Below are 14855 nucleotides of genomic sequence, written 5' to 3' on the forward strand. Positions count from 1 at the left end.
GTTGGGCTGTGGTGGTTGTCGGCAGGAATACTCCATCAATTCTAAATGCTAGTTGTTTGACTTCCACAGAGGCGAATTGATAAGCTTGTGCTTCTGTAGGGGAATGGTTAATTAATTCAAAGAAGATGCTGGGAAACGATTGGAACAGGCGATAGAATATGGTATCGGTTTTCACATTTAGGTCATTACTTAACTATAGCTATACCTATAGTAACATTAATCGTAATGGTAATGATAATGGTTAATAGGGAATGGGTAATGTAGTTAAACCAGACACAAGCAGGGAACCCGCCCGTATATGGATGTATACTTGAATCTAGGAAACAATTCCTTACCCTAGAGACTGTTGTTTGTAAAATCACACAGAATCAGACCTCAAAAACGGCTGCCTAACTCCCATAACCTATTACCTATTACCCATTATCTAAAAAAAATGATTCAACACTTACTATCCCAAATCAGCGAGCAGCTTAAGCAACAACTAATTCAAGACATCTCTACACCTCAAATAGAAATTGTTGCTCAACCCATTACCGAATCACCAACAACACTACCACACATCAGCATCTATCCCGGTAAATGGGAAATTTCCTCAACATTTAGATCAACCCATCCACAACAGTTACATCCGGAGCAACAAAACCCCACAATAATTACTACATCCAGGGAATTTAAACAAGAGTTTTTTATCGATATCTACGACGCTGACCTAACTAACTTAGAAAAATTGGCTTCCCTAACTACAGGGATTATTTTAAATAACTACAAAGAACTAATCGAAAATTATAATTTATCAACAGCTAACAAGTATCAAGCTCAACAAACATTTACAAGCCACACGATTAGCCAAATTACTATCCTTGAAGGTAGCTACGATTATCTGAATAATACCCCTAAGCTTCAACTAAAATGGCAAGTTATCGGTCAAGTCAACTTTAGCAAGACTATCACAGAATTTGAGCGTCCGATTGCAGAAGTTGAAATTAATCAAACTGTAAGCAGTCAGCGGTCAGCGGTTAGCTGAAAACAAGGGAATCGGGAATCGGGAATCGGGAATCGGGAATCGGGAATTGGTGGCACAGGCTTCGACTTATTAGCTGTTCGCGTAGCGTGCGCGTAGCGCTTAAGCTGATAGCTGATAGCTGTTCGCATAGCGTGCGCGTAGCGCATTAGCTTACGGTATTCTTTGAAAGAGACGCTACGCAAACGCTTTTTTTTATTACCTCTAAAACTTACCCAAAAATATTTTTAAAAACCCTTGACAAATCAAAATATAATCATTACAATAATCAATATAAAGCAACAATGATTTCAAGTTTCGACTTATGTCAAAAAAAATTAACCAAAACCTCAAGAAACAACCTGTTGAGCACACTCTAAAAGGTCCTCGTCAAGCCGTAATCTATAGTATGCAAAGGTTTTATTCCCTTGGCTATGGGGAGATTGCCGACTGGAGCCCTCTGGAGCCTACTGAAACGCCAGGAGAAGTGAAGACAACCATGATGAAGTATTGGCTGTTGCCATAACACCTTAAATTTCTGGGGGGGCTTCCCCCCAGAGCCTTGGCTCCGGTCTGGTCCCGTAGGGTGGCCGAAAGACCAAGGTCAATCAAATAGGATCACATCAGTTTCGGTTTGGGAACTAAGTGACATAAGTCATTTAAATAGCCGTGGATAATATTTCTACGGCTATTTTTTTTACAACTTACCCACTCAGCAATATTTAATGAGGACATGCTAAAACAGGGTTGGTATTCACCATAGTTATATGCAGCTTGTGCTGACAAGCATTATCTATGCCAAATCTGACCCTGGAAAGGAATCCCTGTGTCTTAGTTGTAGAAAACGATCAAATATTGGCGGAACGGCTGAGTCAGGACTTGAAAGAAGCAGGTTATCATACCGTCATTGCCCTTGATGCCGCCATTGCTTGCCATCAAGCTTGTGAACTCCAGCCAGCAATGGTGGTTGTGGATAGAGCCCTTTCAGGAGAATCAGGGCTGAGATTATGCGATCAGCTCAGACGTGAAGGCTCTCGCGTACCTGTAATCATGCTGATGGCTCATGACCGAGTAGAGGATCGAGTGGCTTGTATAGAAGCAGGGGCTGATGATTATTTCCTTAAACCCTATCGTACCGAGCCATTTGTAAAAATGGTGCGCCTTTATCTAGAGCCAAAAACAGGAGGCTCCGAGCAGCTTAGGTTTGGAGAACTAACGTTAGACCTAAGCCAGCGTAGAGCAATGCGCAATGGACGGGTCATTGATTTGACCATGAAAGAGTTTGAACTGCTCAAGTATTTGATCAGCCATCCGAGGGAAGTATTAACTCGCGAACAAATTTTGGAAAATGTTTGGGGTTATGACTTTATGGGAGAGTCCAATGTCATCGAAGTCTATATTCGCTATTTACGTCTCAAGATTGAAGATGAAGGTGAAAGGCGATTAATCCAGACGGTGCGTGGTGTTGGTTATGTGTTGCGGGAGGCTTAGGGTTGTGGGGTTGAAGGTTGTTCGCGTAGCGTGGCCAAAGGCCAAGGTTGAAGGTTGAAGGTTGTTCGCGTAGCGTGGCCAAAGGCCAAGGTTGAAGGTTGGAGGTTGAAGGTTGGAGGTTGAAGGTTGGAGGTTGGAGGTTGGAGGTTAGAGGTTAGAGGTTAGAGGTTGGAGGTTAGAAGTTGGAGCTTGAACGGTGTTGGGTGAAACTATACTAGTGGCTGAGTAACCAATCAATGCCATGGTTCGCACTTCCCACTCCCGACTCCCGACTCCCGACTCCCGACTCCCGACTCCCGACTCCCCACTTCATACTTGATACTTGATACTTGATAATAGGGAAAAGGGCTATGAAGTTTCAAATCACTCTATGTTCAATAGCACTAAGTATTTTACTGATGGGCTGTTCAGCAGGGTCAGTTCCAGAAGACACTATAAATAGTAACTCTGTCAAATCTGGTCAACCGCCAGCAACAGCGCCATCAGTATCACAATCACCAACCAAATTAGGTCAAATGTTACCAATTTCTGCTGAAGCTGAAATCGCAGGTGAGCGGATTTCGCTGGAAGTGGCACAGACCCGTGAGCAAAAGGCAATGGGGTTGATGTATCGCCTATCTCTAGCACCGGATCGGGGCATGTTATTTGGCTTCTACCCACCACGACCTGTCAGCTTTTGGATGAAGAATGTTAAAATCGAGCTGGATATGGTCTTTCTAAGAAATGGGGAAGTAAAAGCGATCGCAAAATCTGTCCCCCCCTGCGAAACCGATGAATGCCCTACCTATGGTCCAGGAATGAAAATTATTGACCAAGTGATTGAACTTCGTGGCGGACGTGCGGCTGAACTGGGTCTGAAAGTAGGTGACCAGGTAAATGTCAAATTTCTGGATGGGAGTACTACCGCACCTAACTAATATAGCGCTACGCGCAAGTTAGAAGTCAGAAGTCAGAAGTCAGAAGTAAGCGATTACTTACGTTTCGGATCTATAGTTAAATGCTTACCTCTGTCGTGGGGCTTCTGGCGGATTAAGCTAAATTAGGGTAATCTTTCCTAAGACAGATGTAAAAATCTCGCAAATGACTATACCCTTGATTACTAATGGCTACCCTTGACATAATTAATCAAGGTTGGGAAAACAAGGGTAGGGGTGACGCTACTGAGTCTTAGCGGTGAATCGCTAAGTTGATGGTGTGAGAGAGTAGTCAGTTATAGCGTACGCCAGCCAAAGTTTTTAACTTGACAGACGCTTGTCACTCAAGCGCCTTAGGGAGTGTGTATTTAAAACTGTCGAATTTTGCTTGACTTAACCATATGAGCTACCAGGGTCTTGCCAACTCACTGTGTTGGCAAGGTCTAGGGGTGATGCTAGTAGGGTATTTCATCTCGATACTGGAAAGAAAGCGATGCAGCGCCGACCTGCGGGGGTTTCCCCCATGAGCGACTGCATCAAGACACATAATATTGCTGTTCTAGGTTGACGAAAATCTCAGGTTGGCAGTGATTTAGGACACAGGTAATCAGCCTTGTAACCCTGAAAATTTACACAGGGGTACTAGAGTGCTAGTCCTGTCATCCTAAACCCTAGTCGGGTGATGATTGGGAAAGTTAACTCTTTTCCTATGGGATTAATTATCCTTAAAACCTGAAAATTCCTGACTGTTTCTATGTCAGTTATAACCGACGCTTGTAATTTCCTAGTGGACAGATGAGATAGTGGCTACTGATGGTTTACACATTCAGATTACTAATTCCAAAATAGAGCCTATTAAAGGAGGTGAAAGACAACTAATGGCACCAAAAACCTATACAAAATTCTTGCATTTTCTCCAAGAAGAGTTAGCAATTTCAAGAGATTCAATTGCGATCGCACAACGACACCGGGAACAAGATCCAGGACTTTGGCCAATGATTCTTTGGCAGTATGGTTTGGTAACTCTGGAGCAATTAGATAAAATTTATGACTGGTTGGAAACAGCCTAAAACCTGATCAATCAATCAGGGAGGAGAGACAAACTATGTCTAAGGAGCTATGTCTTTGGGTTAAAATATCCCTCAGACAAATTTATAATTCTACTTTGTCCTTAACTATTTATCCCCTTATCAAAAAGAGCGATTTCATAAGTGACTCGCTCTTTTTGTTAGATCTTGGCTATCCCAATGTAACTATCAATGTAACTATTCAGCCTACCGCTATCCGCTATCAGCCATTAATAGTATGCCTTTAGCCCTTCAGCTAACTGCTAATAGTTCAATGCTTACAATGAAAGTCCACATGAACTATAGCGGGTTCTAACCTAATGAGGTACACAGGATTTTTTCCCTGTTCCCGATTCCCGATTCCCGATTCCGGATTCCCGATTCCCGATTCCGGATTCCCGATTCCGGATTCCCCATTACCTATTACCTATTACCTATTACCTATTACCCAAAAATTTGTACCTCACCTAATTGAAAACTGCTATAGTCATAATGGGTAGTAAGATAACTAATGGGGTGGAAGTACTTTGAAACGAACAATCGTAATACTCGGTTTTGGATTAATCTTAGGAATTTTTATCTCACAGTTTGTTCCACCCGCCACAGCTTCTATAACTGTTGTAGAATCCCGGATTGCTTCTGTTGAATCTGAGATAACTAACTTGAGATTTAAAATCAATCAGTTAGAGTCTCAGTTACGTCAGGTCAGCCAGTCAATTCCTGACAGTAATCGACCCAGTCAACACCACATACAATCACCAACTGATACCTATAGCAGGGTAGACCCTGAGCACCCAATGTTTAAGCGTCTCGCTACCTTAGTAATAGAACTCAAGGAACGGGTTAATCGATTAGAAGAAGAGGTATTACCAAAAGAATGAAGAATGAAGAATGAAGAATGAAGAATGAAGAATGAAGAATGAAGAATGAAGAATGAAGAATGAAGAATGAAGAATGAAGAATGAAGAATGAAGAATGAAGAAGGAAGAAGGAAGAAGGAAGAAGGAAGAAGGAAGAAGGAAGAAGGAAGAAGGAAGAATGAAGAAGGAAGAAGGAAGAAGGAAGAAGGAAGAAGGAAGAAGGAAGAAGGAAGAAGGAAGAAGGAAGAAGGAAGAAGGAAGAAGGAAGAAGGAAGAAGGAAGAAGGAAGAAGGAAGAAGGAAGAAGGAAGAATGGAAAATTCTAAATTCTAAATTCTAAATTCTAAATTCTAAATTCACTTTGATGCTAGTTGATCAGCCCAGCGAGTTGTTTCTGGTAATCGATACTTAGATGTGCAGCGCAACACATAATCAATTGCTGTGGGTAAGCTGATGCGATGACCAATGGAAACATAGACTGGCTTAACTCCAGTCCGAGTACGCACAACGGCTCCAATGATTTCTCCATCATGGCTCAGCGGTTGCCAATTACCTTTGTTTTCGGGCAAATCCTCATGATCACCAATGAATCGGGACTTAGCCACACCAATGGTGGGAATATCTGTCAGTACCCCCAGATGGCAGGCAAGACCAAAGCGACGAGGATGGGCAATGCCCTGACCATCACACAAAATTAAGTCAGGGATAATGCTAATTTTTTCCAAAGCATCCAGTAATACAGGGACTTCTCGGAATGATAGGAAGCCTGGTACATAGGGAAAGGTAGTGGGTCTGGATGCGATCGCATTTTCCCTCAGCTGCAAGTCGGGAAAGCTTAAAACTGCTACTGCTGCCTGTGATATAGCGCCATCCTCCTCAAAACCTACATCTACACCCGCAACATACTGCACTTCCCCCAACTGATCTTCAAAAATTACCTCAGGTTGTAGTTGTTGTTGAATTGCTTTAGCTTCTTCACTATTGACTGGCCAAGGGTGGCGTTGTTGGATGTCCATAGTAATTTTATTTTTGGTACGTGGAAATTTTCCATTCCCTGGCGCAACATAAACGATGATTAATTATAATCAATTAATTAATTAACTAGATTTGGTCTCACTGAGATCAAAACGCTGGCGCAAGATAAATTCTGCGATCGCTAAATCAACTGGGGTAGTTACCTTCAAATTCGTCTCCTCCCCTTCCACAATCTTGACTGGCAAGCTGCACCGTTCAAACAAAGCGGCATCATCCGTAACTTCCCAGCCAGCCTTACGTCCTTGGTCATGGCACTGTTTCAACAACTTCACCTCAAATCCCTGGGGTGTCTGTGCTGCCCACAATCCCTTCCGATCCGGTGTATCTTGAACAAGATTGGCTTCATCCACTACTTTAATGGTATCCTTAACAGGCACAGCGGCAATTAGACCGGGACAATCCATTAAGACTTCGGCACACCGTGCCAGTAACTCAGGGGTAGCTAAGCATCTAGCACCATCGTGAATCAACACCCTTTCGGCTTCTGCTGGTAAAGCCTGCAAGCCATTATAGACAGATTCTTGCCGTGTTTCCCCCCCCTCAATCAACTCCACAGGTTTAGATAGGGCAAGTTCAGCTAGAATTGCTTTAAACTCTGGCCAGTCATAGGGTTGTCCCATGATCCCAATCCAGCTTATACTACTGGCTTTCTCTGCTGCTAGCAGTGTCCAAGCCAGTATTGGTTTACCTAGAAGTGTTAAAAGAAGCTTATTGCGATCGCTCCCCATCCGTCGTCCCATTCCGGCTGCTGGAATTAATAAATGCACGATTTTCTACCTCTTAGCTGCTGCTTCATGCCTGAGCTTAGGATAATATGCCCTCGATAGAATTCAGAATTAGTCCTTCCAGCGTCAAGTTAAAATTAATCTGATCCGTAAGCTCAAGCAATTTGAGATGAGAATACTAGCCCTTGTTCCTGGTGGAATTGGCGACCAAATCCTGTTCTTTCCCACCCTCTCACAACTAAAACAGTATTATCCCAAAGCTGAGATTGACGTTATTGTGGAACCGCGAGCCAAGGGGGCTTATCGGGTTTGTCAGTCAGTCGATGAAGTTCTAACCTTTGATTTTAAAGACCGCAATGGTCTCGCAGATTTTGGTAACTTGTTGGGAGTGATCCGCGATCGCGAGTACGATGCTGCCATGACCCTAGGACGTCGGTGGTCAGTTGGGCTGTTGCTCTGGATGACTGGTATTGTGCGTCGAATTGGTTACCAAGCTGGTTCAAGGGATTTGTTTTTTACCAACCCTGTGCCCCTAAAAACTGAGCAGTATGCTGCCCATATGTACCATGACTTACTACTAGGTTTCGGTATTAACGTTCCTTGTCAAGAACTCGCTGTTAGGGTTCCCAAATCAGATATTGAATGGGCAGAAGCTCAACAGCAACAGCTAGAGATTCCAGAAATTGGCTACATTCTTATTCATGGCGGTTCTAGTCAACTCGCTCTGTCCCAAGGAATTGATAAAATCTACCCAGTTGAGAAATGGCAGAAGATTGTTGAAGACATTCGCCAAAAACAACCAGATCTGCCCATTGTCTTGCTAAAAGGGCCAGAGGATGCAGAATGGTGCCAGGCGATGATGGAGTACCATCGTGACCTCAAGGTTACTGCTCCAGAAGATATTGGTAAATTGTCAGCCATGATTGCCGGTGCTAATTTGATGCTGTGTACCGATAGTGCACCGATGCATCTAGCTGTAGCTGTTGGTACTCCTACCATTGCCTTGTTTGGTCCGACAGAGGCAAACAAACTACTACCTGCCAAGGAGGGGGTATACGGTATTCAATCACCTACCGGTCGGATTGCCGATATCAAACCGGAAACTGTATTAGAGCAAATTTGGGGTAGCTAGTATACCAGTATGTCTTGAGGAAATCATCAGCCGCTTTTCTCTTTTCCCCAAACTCTGTTTAAGATGGGAAGCTGACGCTATAGGGGTTGATTAAGATAGATCATCAACCCGATGTGGAGTTATACTTTGCACAGGTACTTTGCGCAGGCATAAACTGCCCTTTGATAGTATCTCTTCTCCAACTATAGCGTTTATTATACTTATCAGCCCCGGCTCCATCTACCCATCTCCCCATCAATCTTCTTTATGATGGGTATTCAACCGGACTTAATATCACCCCCTGAAGTCTCGATCAGATCAAACAAAGTATCATCAAGTTCATAGCCGAGTAACTGAGCCATCGACTTGAGGCGGGATGGGCTCTGTATACCCCACTCCTTTAACCACTGACTTAGTACAAAGATTTTCTGCATCACGAAGATTTCTAAGGCTTCAGAGTTGTACTGGATGCCTTCTGTACGATTAAATTGGTGAGGCACTAGCATAGCAGTATAGCGGACGAATTCCCCAGATTTCCAATCTAGTAGAAAAGGTAACCAGGGATAGGTAGCATCCAAGCGCACAAACCATAACCGCACCTCTGGGATTTCTGAGAATTCCCGAGGATCCTCAGGATCGCAATCAAAATCAATCTTAAAGCCTAGCTGCTGCTCATAGTTTGCGATCGCACCGTCTTGCAGCCACCCTTCAATCACTGTCTGAGCTGGAGACAAGTCTAAGGTTTGGAAATGGTTAGTATTTAAGGAAATGATTGTAGTCACGCAATAGTTCCAATATCAATAAAATCAGTCAAGTCTTACACTATTTTCTCCTGCTAGGCATTTCCGTGCTCAAACACCTAGATGTTGCACATATTTTGATCAACTACTACAATAGAGTCAGCAGGTTTTACTGGGAAGTTGGTGACTGCCAATAGTGTTTTTTGATCTATGCTCATTTATATAAGGGAACTAATCGGATTGGCGGCAGTAGACTGGGAAAATACCCAGAAACTTCAAGCGAGATTCGACGGTGCCCACCTGGTTAGCCAGGTCATAAACTGAGGTAAGACGGCTTCTTGGTGAACCTGTAGGATCAGAAAATGTGGTCTTAAGGATGTGCAACTAGTGATCGGCAACTGGTAAGTAATAACCATTACACAGGAATTGGCTGAAAAGCAATACATCTAGTTCATAGCATTAGTTAAGCAGTAGAACTAAGTATTTTAACCATAAGTATTTTAGCCATAAGTGTTTTAGCTTATACTTAGGGCGACGACCGAAGGAAGAACTCGCGTTACCTATACTCATGAGCTATTAGCTTCCTGGGAAGCTAATAGCTAGACTAGTAAAGAGGTGTGAGTGTAAATCAAAACTATTCAAAATTCGGTGTTATCATAGCTACTTACAGCGCTCGGATCACTATCACGCTTAGAGCCAAGTAAATCAAGGCGCTCTACTCGGATCACAGGTTGTGAGCGATCAGCTCCGGTGGTGCGATCGCTCCAAGTGTCAATTTTCAAAGACCCTTTTACACCAATTAAGCTACCTTTACGCACATAATTAGCAGCTACTTCCGCCGTCTTCCCCCAAATCTCTAAGTTGAACCAGTCAGGCTGATCACTATTGCGTGTCCGTCGTCTCACTGCCAGGGCCAGTTTACACAATACACCGCCAGACTCAAAATACTTAACATCTGGGTCTGTACCTGCACGACCGACTAAATGGACAACATTGAGACTCATAGTTATATTGGTACTTTTGTACTGATTATGGCTCTACAATAGCAGATTGAGCTGGTGTATAACAATTACTAACTTATTTTAAGACTTATTTTAAGTGACCGAAGCAAGTCAATCATCCAGAGTATTCTAGTCAACTTGAGCTTAACTTGAGCCGGTGAAACCGTTATGTATTTGCAGCTAGGTGTATTTGCAGAAATTTCTTCCAAATAGTATCCGGAGAATCATGATCACCTAGTGTACTAGCGTACTAGACTAACTGGAAAAAACATAATAGAATCCACCTCAGTTACAGTTCCGGTGCAATTTCGGTTGTACACAGCATTTTGTGAGGCGTAGAAACTAGTGAGTATTTTGAATCACTTTTCCCTGTCACGGGACATGGGTATAGACCTGGGTACAGCTAACACCTTAGTCTATGTATCTGGTAAGGGCATTGTTCTTCAAGAGCCTTCTGTGGTTGCCATTGATCAAGACGAAAAGCTTCCTCTAGCCGTAGGCGAAGAGGCAAAAAAGATGTTGGGAAGAACCCCAGGTAATGTAGTTGCCCTACGTCCTTTACGGGATGGTGTGATTGCCGACTTCGATACCGCTGAACTGATGCTGAAGCACTTCATCCAGCGGGTAAACGAAGGCAAAGCCCTAGTTTCACCTCGGATTGTGATTGGTATCCCTAGCGGTGTCACAGGTGTGGAACGACGAGCCGTCATGGAAGCCGCATTACAGGCTGGTGCTAGAGAAGTTAGGTTAATTGATGAACCAGTAGCAGCAGCCATTGGTGCTGGATTACCTGTAGCAGAACCAACCGGTAACATGATTATTGATATCGGTGGAGGCACCACTGAGGTAGCAGTTCTCAGTTTGCAGGGAACAGTTCTAAGTGAATCAGTGCGTGTGGCGGGAGATGAACTGAGTGAAGCGATTACTCAGTATATGAAAAAAGTCCATAACCTAGTGATTGGGGAACGGACAGCAGAAGACATCAAAATCCGCATTGGCTCAGCCTATCCAACACCTGAGGATAATGAAGCTGCCATGGAGGTGCGAGGATTACACTTGCTGTCTGGCTTACCACGAACTGTCACGATCAAACGACCAGAGATTCGTGAAAGTATGGCAGAACCCCTTTCTGTTATTGTTGATGCTGTTAAGCGCACTCTAGAACGGACTCCCCCCGAGCTAGCGGCTGATATTATTGATAGAGGTATTATGCTGGCGGGTGGTGGTGCTTTATTGAAAGGATTAGATACACTTATTAGTCATGAAAGTGGCATTGTCACCCATGTGGCAGCTGATCCCCTCAGCTGTGTTGTTTTGGGAACTGGTCGAGTATTAGAGAACTACAAACAGTTAGAGCGGGTGTTTAGTGGGCGTTCCCGTAATATGTAGTGGTCAGCTATTAAACATCAACCTTAAAGAGTATTTTTCTTAAATATATGAAGAGTGTAGATTGAGTGTGGCTAGTGTAAAAACTTACTGGTTAGCCAAAATCTGACTATTTTATGGATAGGCTATGTACATGCTGCGTCGCTGGTGGGGGAGACATGGAGTAGCAATTATGCTGGGGAGTCTTACCCTCATTGCTGCTTGGTTACTTAGAAGAACTCAGGGTGCAACAATTTTTGAAATCTATCAATTGATAAGCCGCCCTTTTCAATCGCTACCTGCTAAAGAAGAAAGCCTCTCTAATGCGCGGACACTGGAACTACAACAGCAGGTAGAGGAACTCAAAACTCAAAACCAGAAGCTAAAAGAGCTGTTAGGTTATAAAAAAACCCAGAATAAACTAAGAATTGTTGCGCCTGTTGTGGGACGTAGCGCTGATAGTTGGTGGCAAGAAATCATTCTGGGAAGAGGGAGTGAAGCTGGGATCAAAAAGGGCTTCGTTGTTATGGCACCTGGGGGTGTAGTGGGTAGAGTCGTTAGCGTGACACCCCACACCAGTCGTGCCTTGCTGATCAGTGACCCCACTAGTAAGGTAGGTGCCGTGATCAGCCGTAGCCGTAGCATGGGTTTTTTGGGTGGACAAGGAACTAATCGGGCAATAATGCAGTTTTTTGATAAACTGCCAAACGTGCGTCCTGGTGATGCTGTGGCTACCTCCAGTGTCAGCCAGCTTTTCCCAGCTGGTTTACCCCTAGGACGTGTAGAGTCTGTTATTCTTGACAAAAGTCCAGCGCCAGAAGCGATTATTGAGCTGACAGCCCCGATGAGTTATCTGGAGTGGGTGATTATTCATCCAAATGACCCATGACCTATGACTAATGAACCATGACTAATTAACCATGACCAACACGTCTGAGTTTTCTATTTGGGTTCGTCGCACAATCAATTGGGCAGTGACTGTTAGTTCAGTTATCCTCTGCTCAATATTATTACTGACACGTTTACCGGGAATGGAATTACTGGGAATTGCTCCCAACTGGCTGTTGATTTGGGTTGTGGCCTGGAGCATTAAACGCACAGCGTTTCAAGGAGCATTTGCAGGGTTGGTATTGGGATTAGTGCAAGATGGTATGACATTCCCTGAGCCTACCCATGTCTATAGCCTTGCCATCGTGGGGGTCTTGACTGCTCTAATTCAAAAGCAACGGTATATTCAGGAAGATTTTATTTCAGTAGCTTTAATTGTCTTTGGCATGGCGATTGTTGGGGAAACAGTGACTGCTATTCAGCATAGTTTTCAAGGCTCTCGCCAATTAGCACAAATCTGGACAGACCATCAGCGTATTGCCATCTGTTCTGCCATTCTCAGTAGTCTTTGGGCACCAGTCGTCTACTATCCACTCAATCGATGGTGGCAGTGGTGCAATTCAATGGAGGAATCCTAATGCTTTATGAAGGTTGTTCGCGTAGCGTGGCCGAAAGGCCAAGGTTTAAGGTTAGCAGGTTGAAGGTTGAAGGTTGAAGGTTGAAGGTTGAAGGTTGAAGGTTAACAGGTTTAAGGTTTAAGGTTAACAGGTTTAAGGTTAGCAGGTTGAAGGTTAACAGGTTTAAGGTTAACAGGTTGAAGGTTAACAGGTTTAAGGTTAGCAGGTTGAAGGTTAACAGGTTGAAGGTTAACAGGTTTAAGGTTAGCAGGTTGGAGGTTTAAGGTTAGCAGGTTATGGCTCTACCGCACCTAGTATCGATAAAACCGCGCTTATTGCTCACTAATTTATGATTGGGCGGTTGATTTATAAAAAATTATTCGATCAAAAACTAAAACTCCCGCTCAATCAGGATTATACTAATTATTTTATAACAGTGTCTTGATCCAAAGCGCGAGTGAGGGAAACGCCTGTAGAGCCACTGCATCGCTTTTACAGAGCAAGTTCGGTAGAGCCAACAGCTCTAGAAATTTCTAATAGATAAGAGGTGGCACAAAGTAGGTCGCTAGAGATATGAGTGGGTTCAAACCGCTTGAGATATGATTCAGAACGAATGCCACAGGTAAGAGCTATGGTGGGAATTGAGAGGGCTTGTCCTGCGAGAATATCGGCTTCTGTATCACCAATCATCCAAGCAGATACGGACGGTTCAGCCAGCGGAGATTGTTCGGTATAGGAAGAAGAACAATGCTCAGACAGTGCTTGTTGGAGAAGTTCCTGTTTGACCTGAGCATAGTTTTGATAAGCATGGTGGTTTTCTCTTGTCCCATAAATGCCGCTAAAAAGACGAGTTAAACCGTAATTTCTCAATATCTGTTTGACCTGGGATGTGCAACGCAATGTCACCAGAACGAGTCGGATGCCATAAGAATGCAGCAGAGCTAAGGCCCAGTTTACGTTTGGTTGCAGCTGATCTTTGTTCAATAAGGCAGATTGATTCACAATCTTGATCACACGCCCCAAGAAGAAATCGATTTGCTCTCCTCGTAACCCTGAGCGCATGGCAATTTCCTCGTCAGGGATGCGTTCTTGCTTCATTTGCCAGAACTGCTGTTTACTCATGGTCTGGATCGGTAAGGTTATACCTTGAGCTTGGTAGAACCCTTGAGTATCGGTTAGTGCTAGCTGGTAGGTGGTGTAGTAGCGATTGGAAACATCAACAATGGGACCGTCAAAATCACAGAATACGGTCAGTTGTTGCAAGTAGGGGACTGTATTTTGAGGCAGGTAAAATCGGGATAATTGCCTGTCTGGGGCAGCAACACAGTTCATAGATTAGTTCTGGGCTGGGCTGGGCTTTTTGACATACTTCTTTACAATTTACCAGCTTTAGTGTAGATTGCCACCTGCTTGAGGGGACATTGATACCATTTTGTATTCTTTGAGGTAACTATGTTAAAGGTTGACGGTTGACGGTTGATAGTTTAATTTTAACTATAAATAGTTAAATAAAAAAAGCTAACTTTTTGCCTAAGGAACTGGAGCAGCACTTAGACAAAATTAGGCAACAATTGCATTCCATGACAGCCAATTTATACTAGGATATAGAAAAAAACCTATATATATATTGATCTGTTTAATCCTGCTGTTGAGCTACTAGGGGCGTAATGAGCGAAAATATTGCTTTGAGTAGATTAATTCAAGACCCCCATCCTAATATTGGGATAAGACCACTATCTCTTTGTAGCTAGGCATGAGCTACTGTATCAATCCCCTGTGCCTTCAGCCAGATGACCCAGGGAACATGACGAATCTGGTTTGTCGCCATTGTGGCTCAGATTTGTTATTACAAGGTCGCTATCGGGTGATGCGCCTGTTAAGTGACCAAAGTGGCTTTGGTAAGGTTTACGAAGCTTACAACGGGGCAGTACCAAAAATTCTAAAAGTCCTTAAGCCAGAGCACAACTCGAAATCGAGAATTATTGAACTATTTCGCCAAGAGGCAGCTGTATTGAGCAAGCTGACTCATCCCGGTATCCCTCAAATCGATCCAGAGGGCTACTTTCAGTTTTTTCCTAGACAGAGTAAGGAGCCGCTGCATT

Annotated in this window: 20 protein-coding genes and 1 other RNA gene; 14 read left to right on the top strand and 7 right to left on the bottom strand. The window is 43.6% G+C overall.

The window, feature by feature from the left end; all coding sequences use genetic code 11:
• Positions 1–175 (bottom strand): DUF2887 domain-containing protein (locus F6K57_RS28570; RefSeq protein ID WP_293071724.1); only part of this gene is annotated, 175 nt, incomplete at its 3' end.
• Positions 176–433: 258 nt separating this feature from the next.
• Between F6K57_RS28570 and F6K57_RS28575 the strand changes: the two genes are divergently transcribed.
• Entirely contained in the window at positions 434–1024 is a 591-nt protein-coding gene (locus tag F6K57_RS28575) for a hypothetical protein (protein ID WP_293046156.1), read from the top strand.
• Here the strand turns inward: F6K57_RS28575 and F6K57_RS28580 are convergent.
• The gene (locus tag F6K57_RS28580; protein ID WP_293071718.1) at positions 1003–1170 is read right to left on the bottom strand and encodes a hypothetical protein; all 168 of its coding nucleotides are present in this window, start codon (positions 1168–1170) and stop codon (positions 1003–1005) included. The genes F6K57_RS28575 and F6K57_RS28580 overlap by 22 nt on opposite strands.
• Positions 1171–1325: 155 nt before the next feature.
• Between F6K57_RS28580 and F6K57_RS28585 the strand changes: the two genes are divergently transcribed.
• The 7 genes from F6K57_RS28585 to F6K57_RS28615 all read left to right on the top strand — a co-directional run bounded on the left by F6K57_RS28585 (position 1326) and on the right by F6K57_RS28615 (position 5671).
• Positions 1326–1526, top strand: coding sequence for a hypothetical protein (locus F6K57_RS28585; RefSeq protein ID WP_293023962.1), 201 nt, complete (start codon positions 1326–1328; stop codon positions 1524–1526).
• A 269-nt stretch (positions 1527–1795) separates the two neighbouring features.
• Positions 1796–2491 (top strand): response regulator transcription factor NblR, encoded by a 696-nt coding sequence (nblR, locus tag F6K57_RS28590; protein WP_075900037.1) that lies wholly within the window; start codon positions 1796–1798, stop codon positions 2489–2491.
• A gap of 350 nt (positions 2492–2841) precedes the next feature.
• Positions 2842–3408: a DUF192 domain-containing protein gene (locus F6K57_RS28595; RefSeq protein WP_075900041.1), complete on the top strand. Its 567-nt coding sequence runs from the start codon at positions 2842–2844 to the stop codon at positions 3406–3408.
• Between the two features lie 875 nt (positions 3409–4283).
• Positions 4284–4475: a DUF2949 domain-containing protein gene (locus tag F6K57_RS28600; protein ID WP_293023953.1), complete on the top strand. Its 192-nt coding sequence runs from the start codon at positions 4284–4286 to the stop codon at positions 4473–4475.
• 317 nt (positions 4476–4792) lie between these two features.
• A complete protein-coding gene (locus F6K57_RS28605) occupies positions 4793–4972 on the top strand; it encodes a hypothetical protein (RefSeq protein WP_293023951.1) in 180 nt (59 codons plus the stop codon).
• 27 nt (positions 4973–4999) lie between these two features.
• A complete protein-coding gene (locus F6K57_RS28610) occupies positions 5000–5353 on the top strand; it encodes a hypothetical protein (protein WP_293047120.1) in 354 nt (117 codons plus the stop codon).
• 87 nt (positions 5354–5440) lie between these two features.
• Positions 5441–5671 carry a hypothetical protein gene (locus F6K57_RS28615; protein WP_293071719.1) on the top strand — a complete coding sequence of 77 codons (231 nt, stop codon included), beginning with the start codon at positions 5441–5443 and terminating at the stop codon, positions 5669–5671.
• Between the two features lie 16 nt (positions 5672–5687).
• Here F6K57_RS28615 and nfi read toward each other — a convergent pair whose 3' ends face one another.
• Positions 5688–6347 (bottom strand): deoxyribonuclease V, encoded by a 660-nt coding sequence (gene nfi / locus F6K57_RS28620; RefSeq protein ID WP_293047116.1) that lies wholly within the window; start codon positions 6345–6347, stop codon positions 5688–5690.
• A gap of 81 nt (positions 6348–6428) precedes the next feature.
• Entirely contained in the window at positions 6429–7133 is a 705-nt protein-coding gene (gene ispD, locus F6K57_RS28625; RefSeq protein ID WP_293071720.1) for a 2-C-methyl-D-erythritol 4-phosphate cytidylyltransferase, read from the bottom strand.
• 127 nt (positions 7134–7260) lie between these two features.
• Between ispD and F6K57_RS28630 the strand changes: the two genes are divergently transcribed.
• Complete coding sequence (locus F6K57_RS28630; RefSeq protein WP_293023943.1) at positions 7261–8223, top strand: glycosyltransferase family 9 protein; 963 nt, start codon at positions 7261–7263, stop codon at positions 8221–8223.
• Positions 8224–8480: 257 nt separating this feature from the next.
• Here the strand turns inward: F6K57_RS28630 and F6K57_RS28635 are convergent, their stop codons facing one another.
• A complete protein-coding gene (locus F6K57_RS28635; protein ID WP_293071721.1) occupies positions 8481–8984 on the bottom strand; it encodes a CRR6 family NdhI maturation factor in 504 nt (167 codons plus the stop codon).
• A gap of 124 nt (positions 8985–9108) precedes the next feature.
• Here F6K57_RS28635 and ssrS point away from each other — a divergent pair.
• Positions 9109–9291: non-coding RNA, 6S RNA (gene ssrS, locus F6K57_RS28640), on the top strand.
• A 289-nt stretch (positions 9292–9580) separates the two neighbouring features.
• Here ssrS and F6K57_RS28645 read toward each other — a convergent pair.
• Positions 9581–9946: a single-stranded DNA-binding protein gene (locus F6K57_RS28645; RefSeq protein ID WP_070393269.1), complete on the bottom strand. Its 366-nt coding sequence runs from the start codon at positions 9944–9946 to the stop codon at positions 9581–9583.
• Between the two features lie 378 nt (positions 9947–10324).
• On the opposite strand from F6K57_RS28645, the gene F6K57_RS28650 reads away from it, so the two are divergent.
• From F6K57_RS28650 to mreD, 3 genes are all read left to right on the top strand, one after another.
• Positions 10325–11332, top strand: a complete 1008-nt coding sequence (locus F6K57_RS28650; RefSeq protein WP_293045218.1) for a rod shape-determining protein — start codon at positions 10325–10327, stop codon at positions 11330–11332.
• 130 nt (positions 11333–11462) lie between these two features.
• Complete coding sequence (gene mreC, locus F6K57_RS28655; protein WP_364304417.1) at positions 11463–12197, top strand: rod shape-determining protein MreC; 735 nt, start codon at positions 11463–11465, stop codon at positions 12195–12197.
• Positions 12198–12228: 31 nt separating this feature from the next.
• Positions 12229–12774, top strand: a complete 546-nt coding sequence (gene mreD / locus F6K57_RS28660) for a rod shape-determining protein MreD (protein ID WP_293071722.1) — start codon at positions 12229–12231, stop codon at positions 12772–12774.
• A gap of 471 nt (positions 12775–13245) precedes the next feature.
• On the opposite strand, the gene F6K57_RS28665 is transcribed toward mreD, so the two are convergent.
• Positions 13246–14085: an HAD hydrolase-like protein gene (locus tag F6K57_RS28665; RefSeq protein ID WP_293071723.1), complete on the bottom strand. Its 840-nt coding sequence runs from the start codon at positions 14083–14085 to the stop codon at positions 13246–13248.
• A gap of 421 nt (positions 14086–14506) precedes the next feature.
• On the opposite strand from F6K57_RS28665, the gene F6K57_RS28670 reads away from it, so the two are divergent.
• On the top strand, positions 14507–14855 hold a 349-nt coding region (locus tag F6K57_RS28670), incomplete at its 3' end, for a 4-Cys prefix domain-containing protein (RefSeq protein ID WP_364304420.1).

The organism is Moorena sp. SIO4A5 (genome assembly GCF_010672005.1).
Taxonomy (GTDB): Bacteria; Cyanobacteriota; Cyanobacteriia; order Cyanobacteriales; family Coleofasciculaceae; genus Moorena.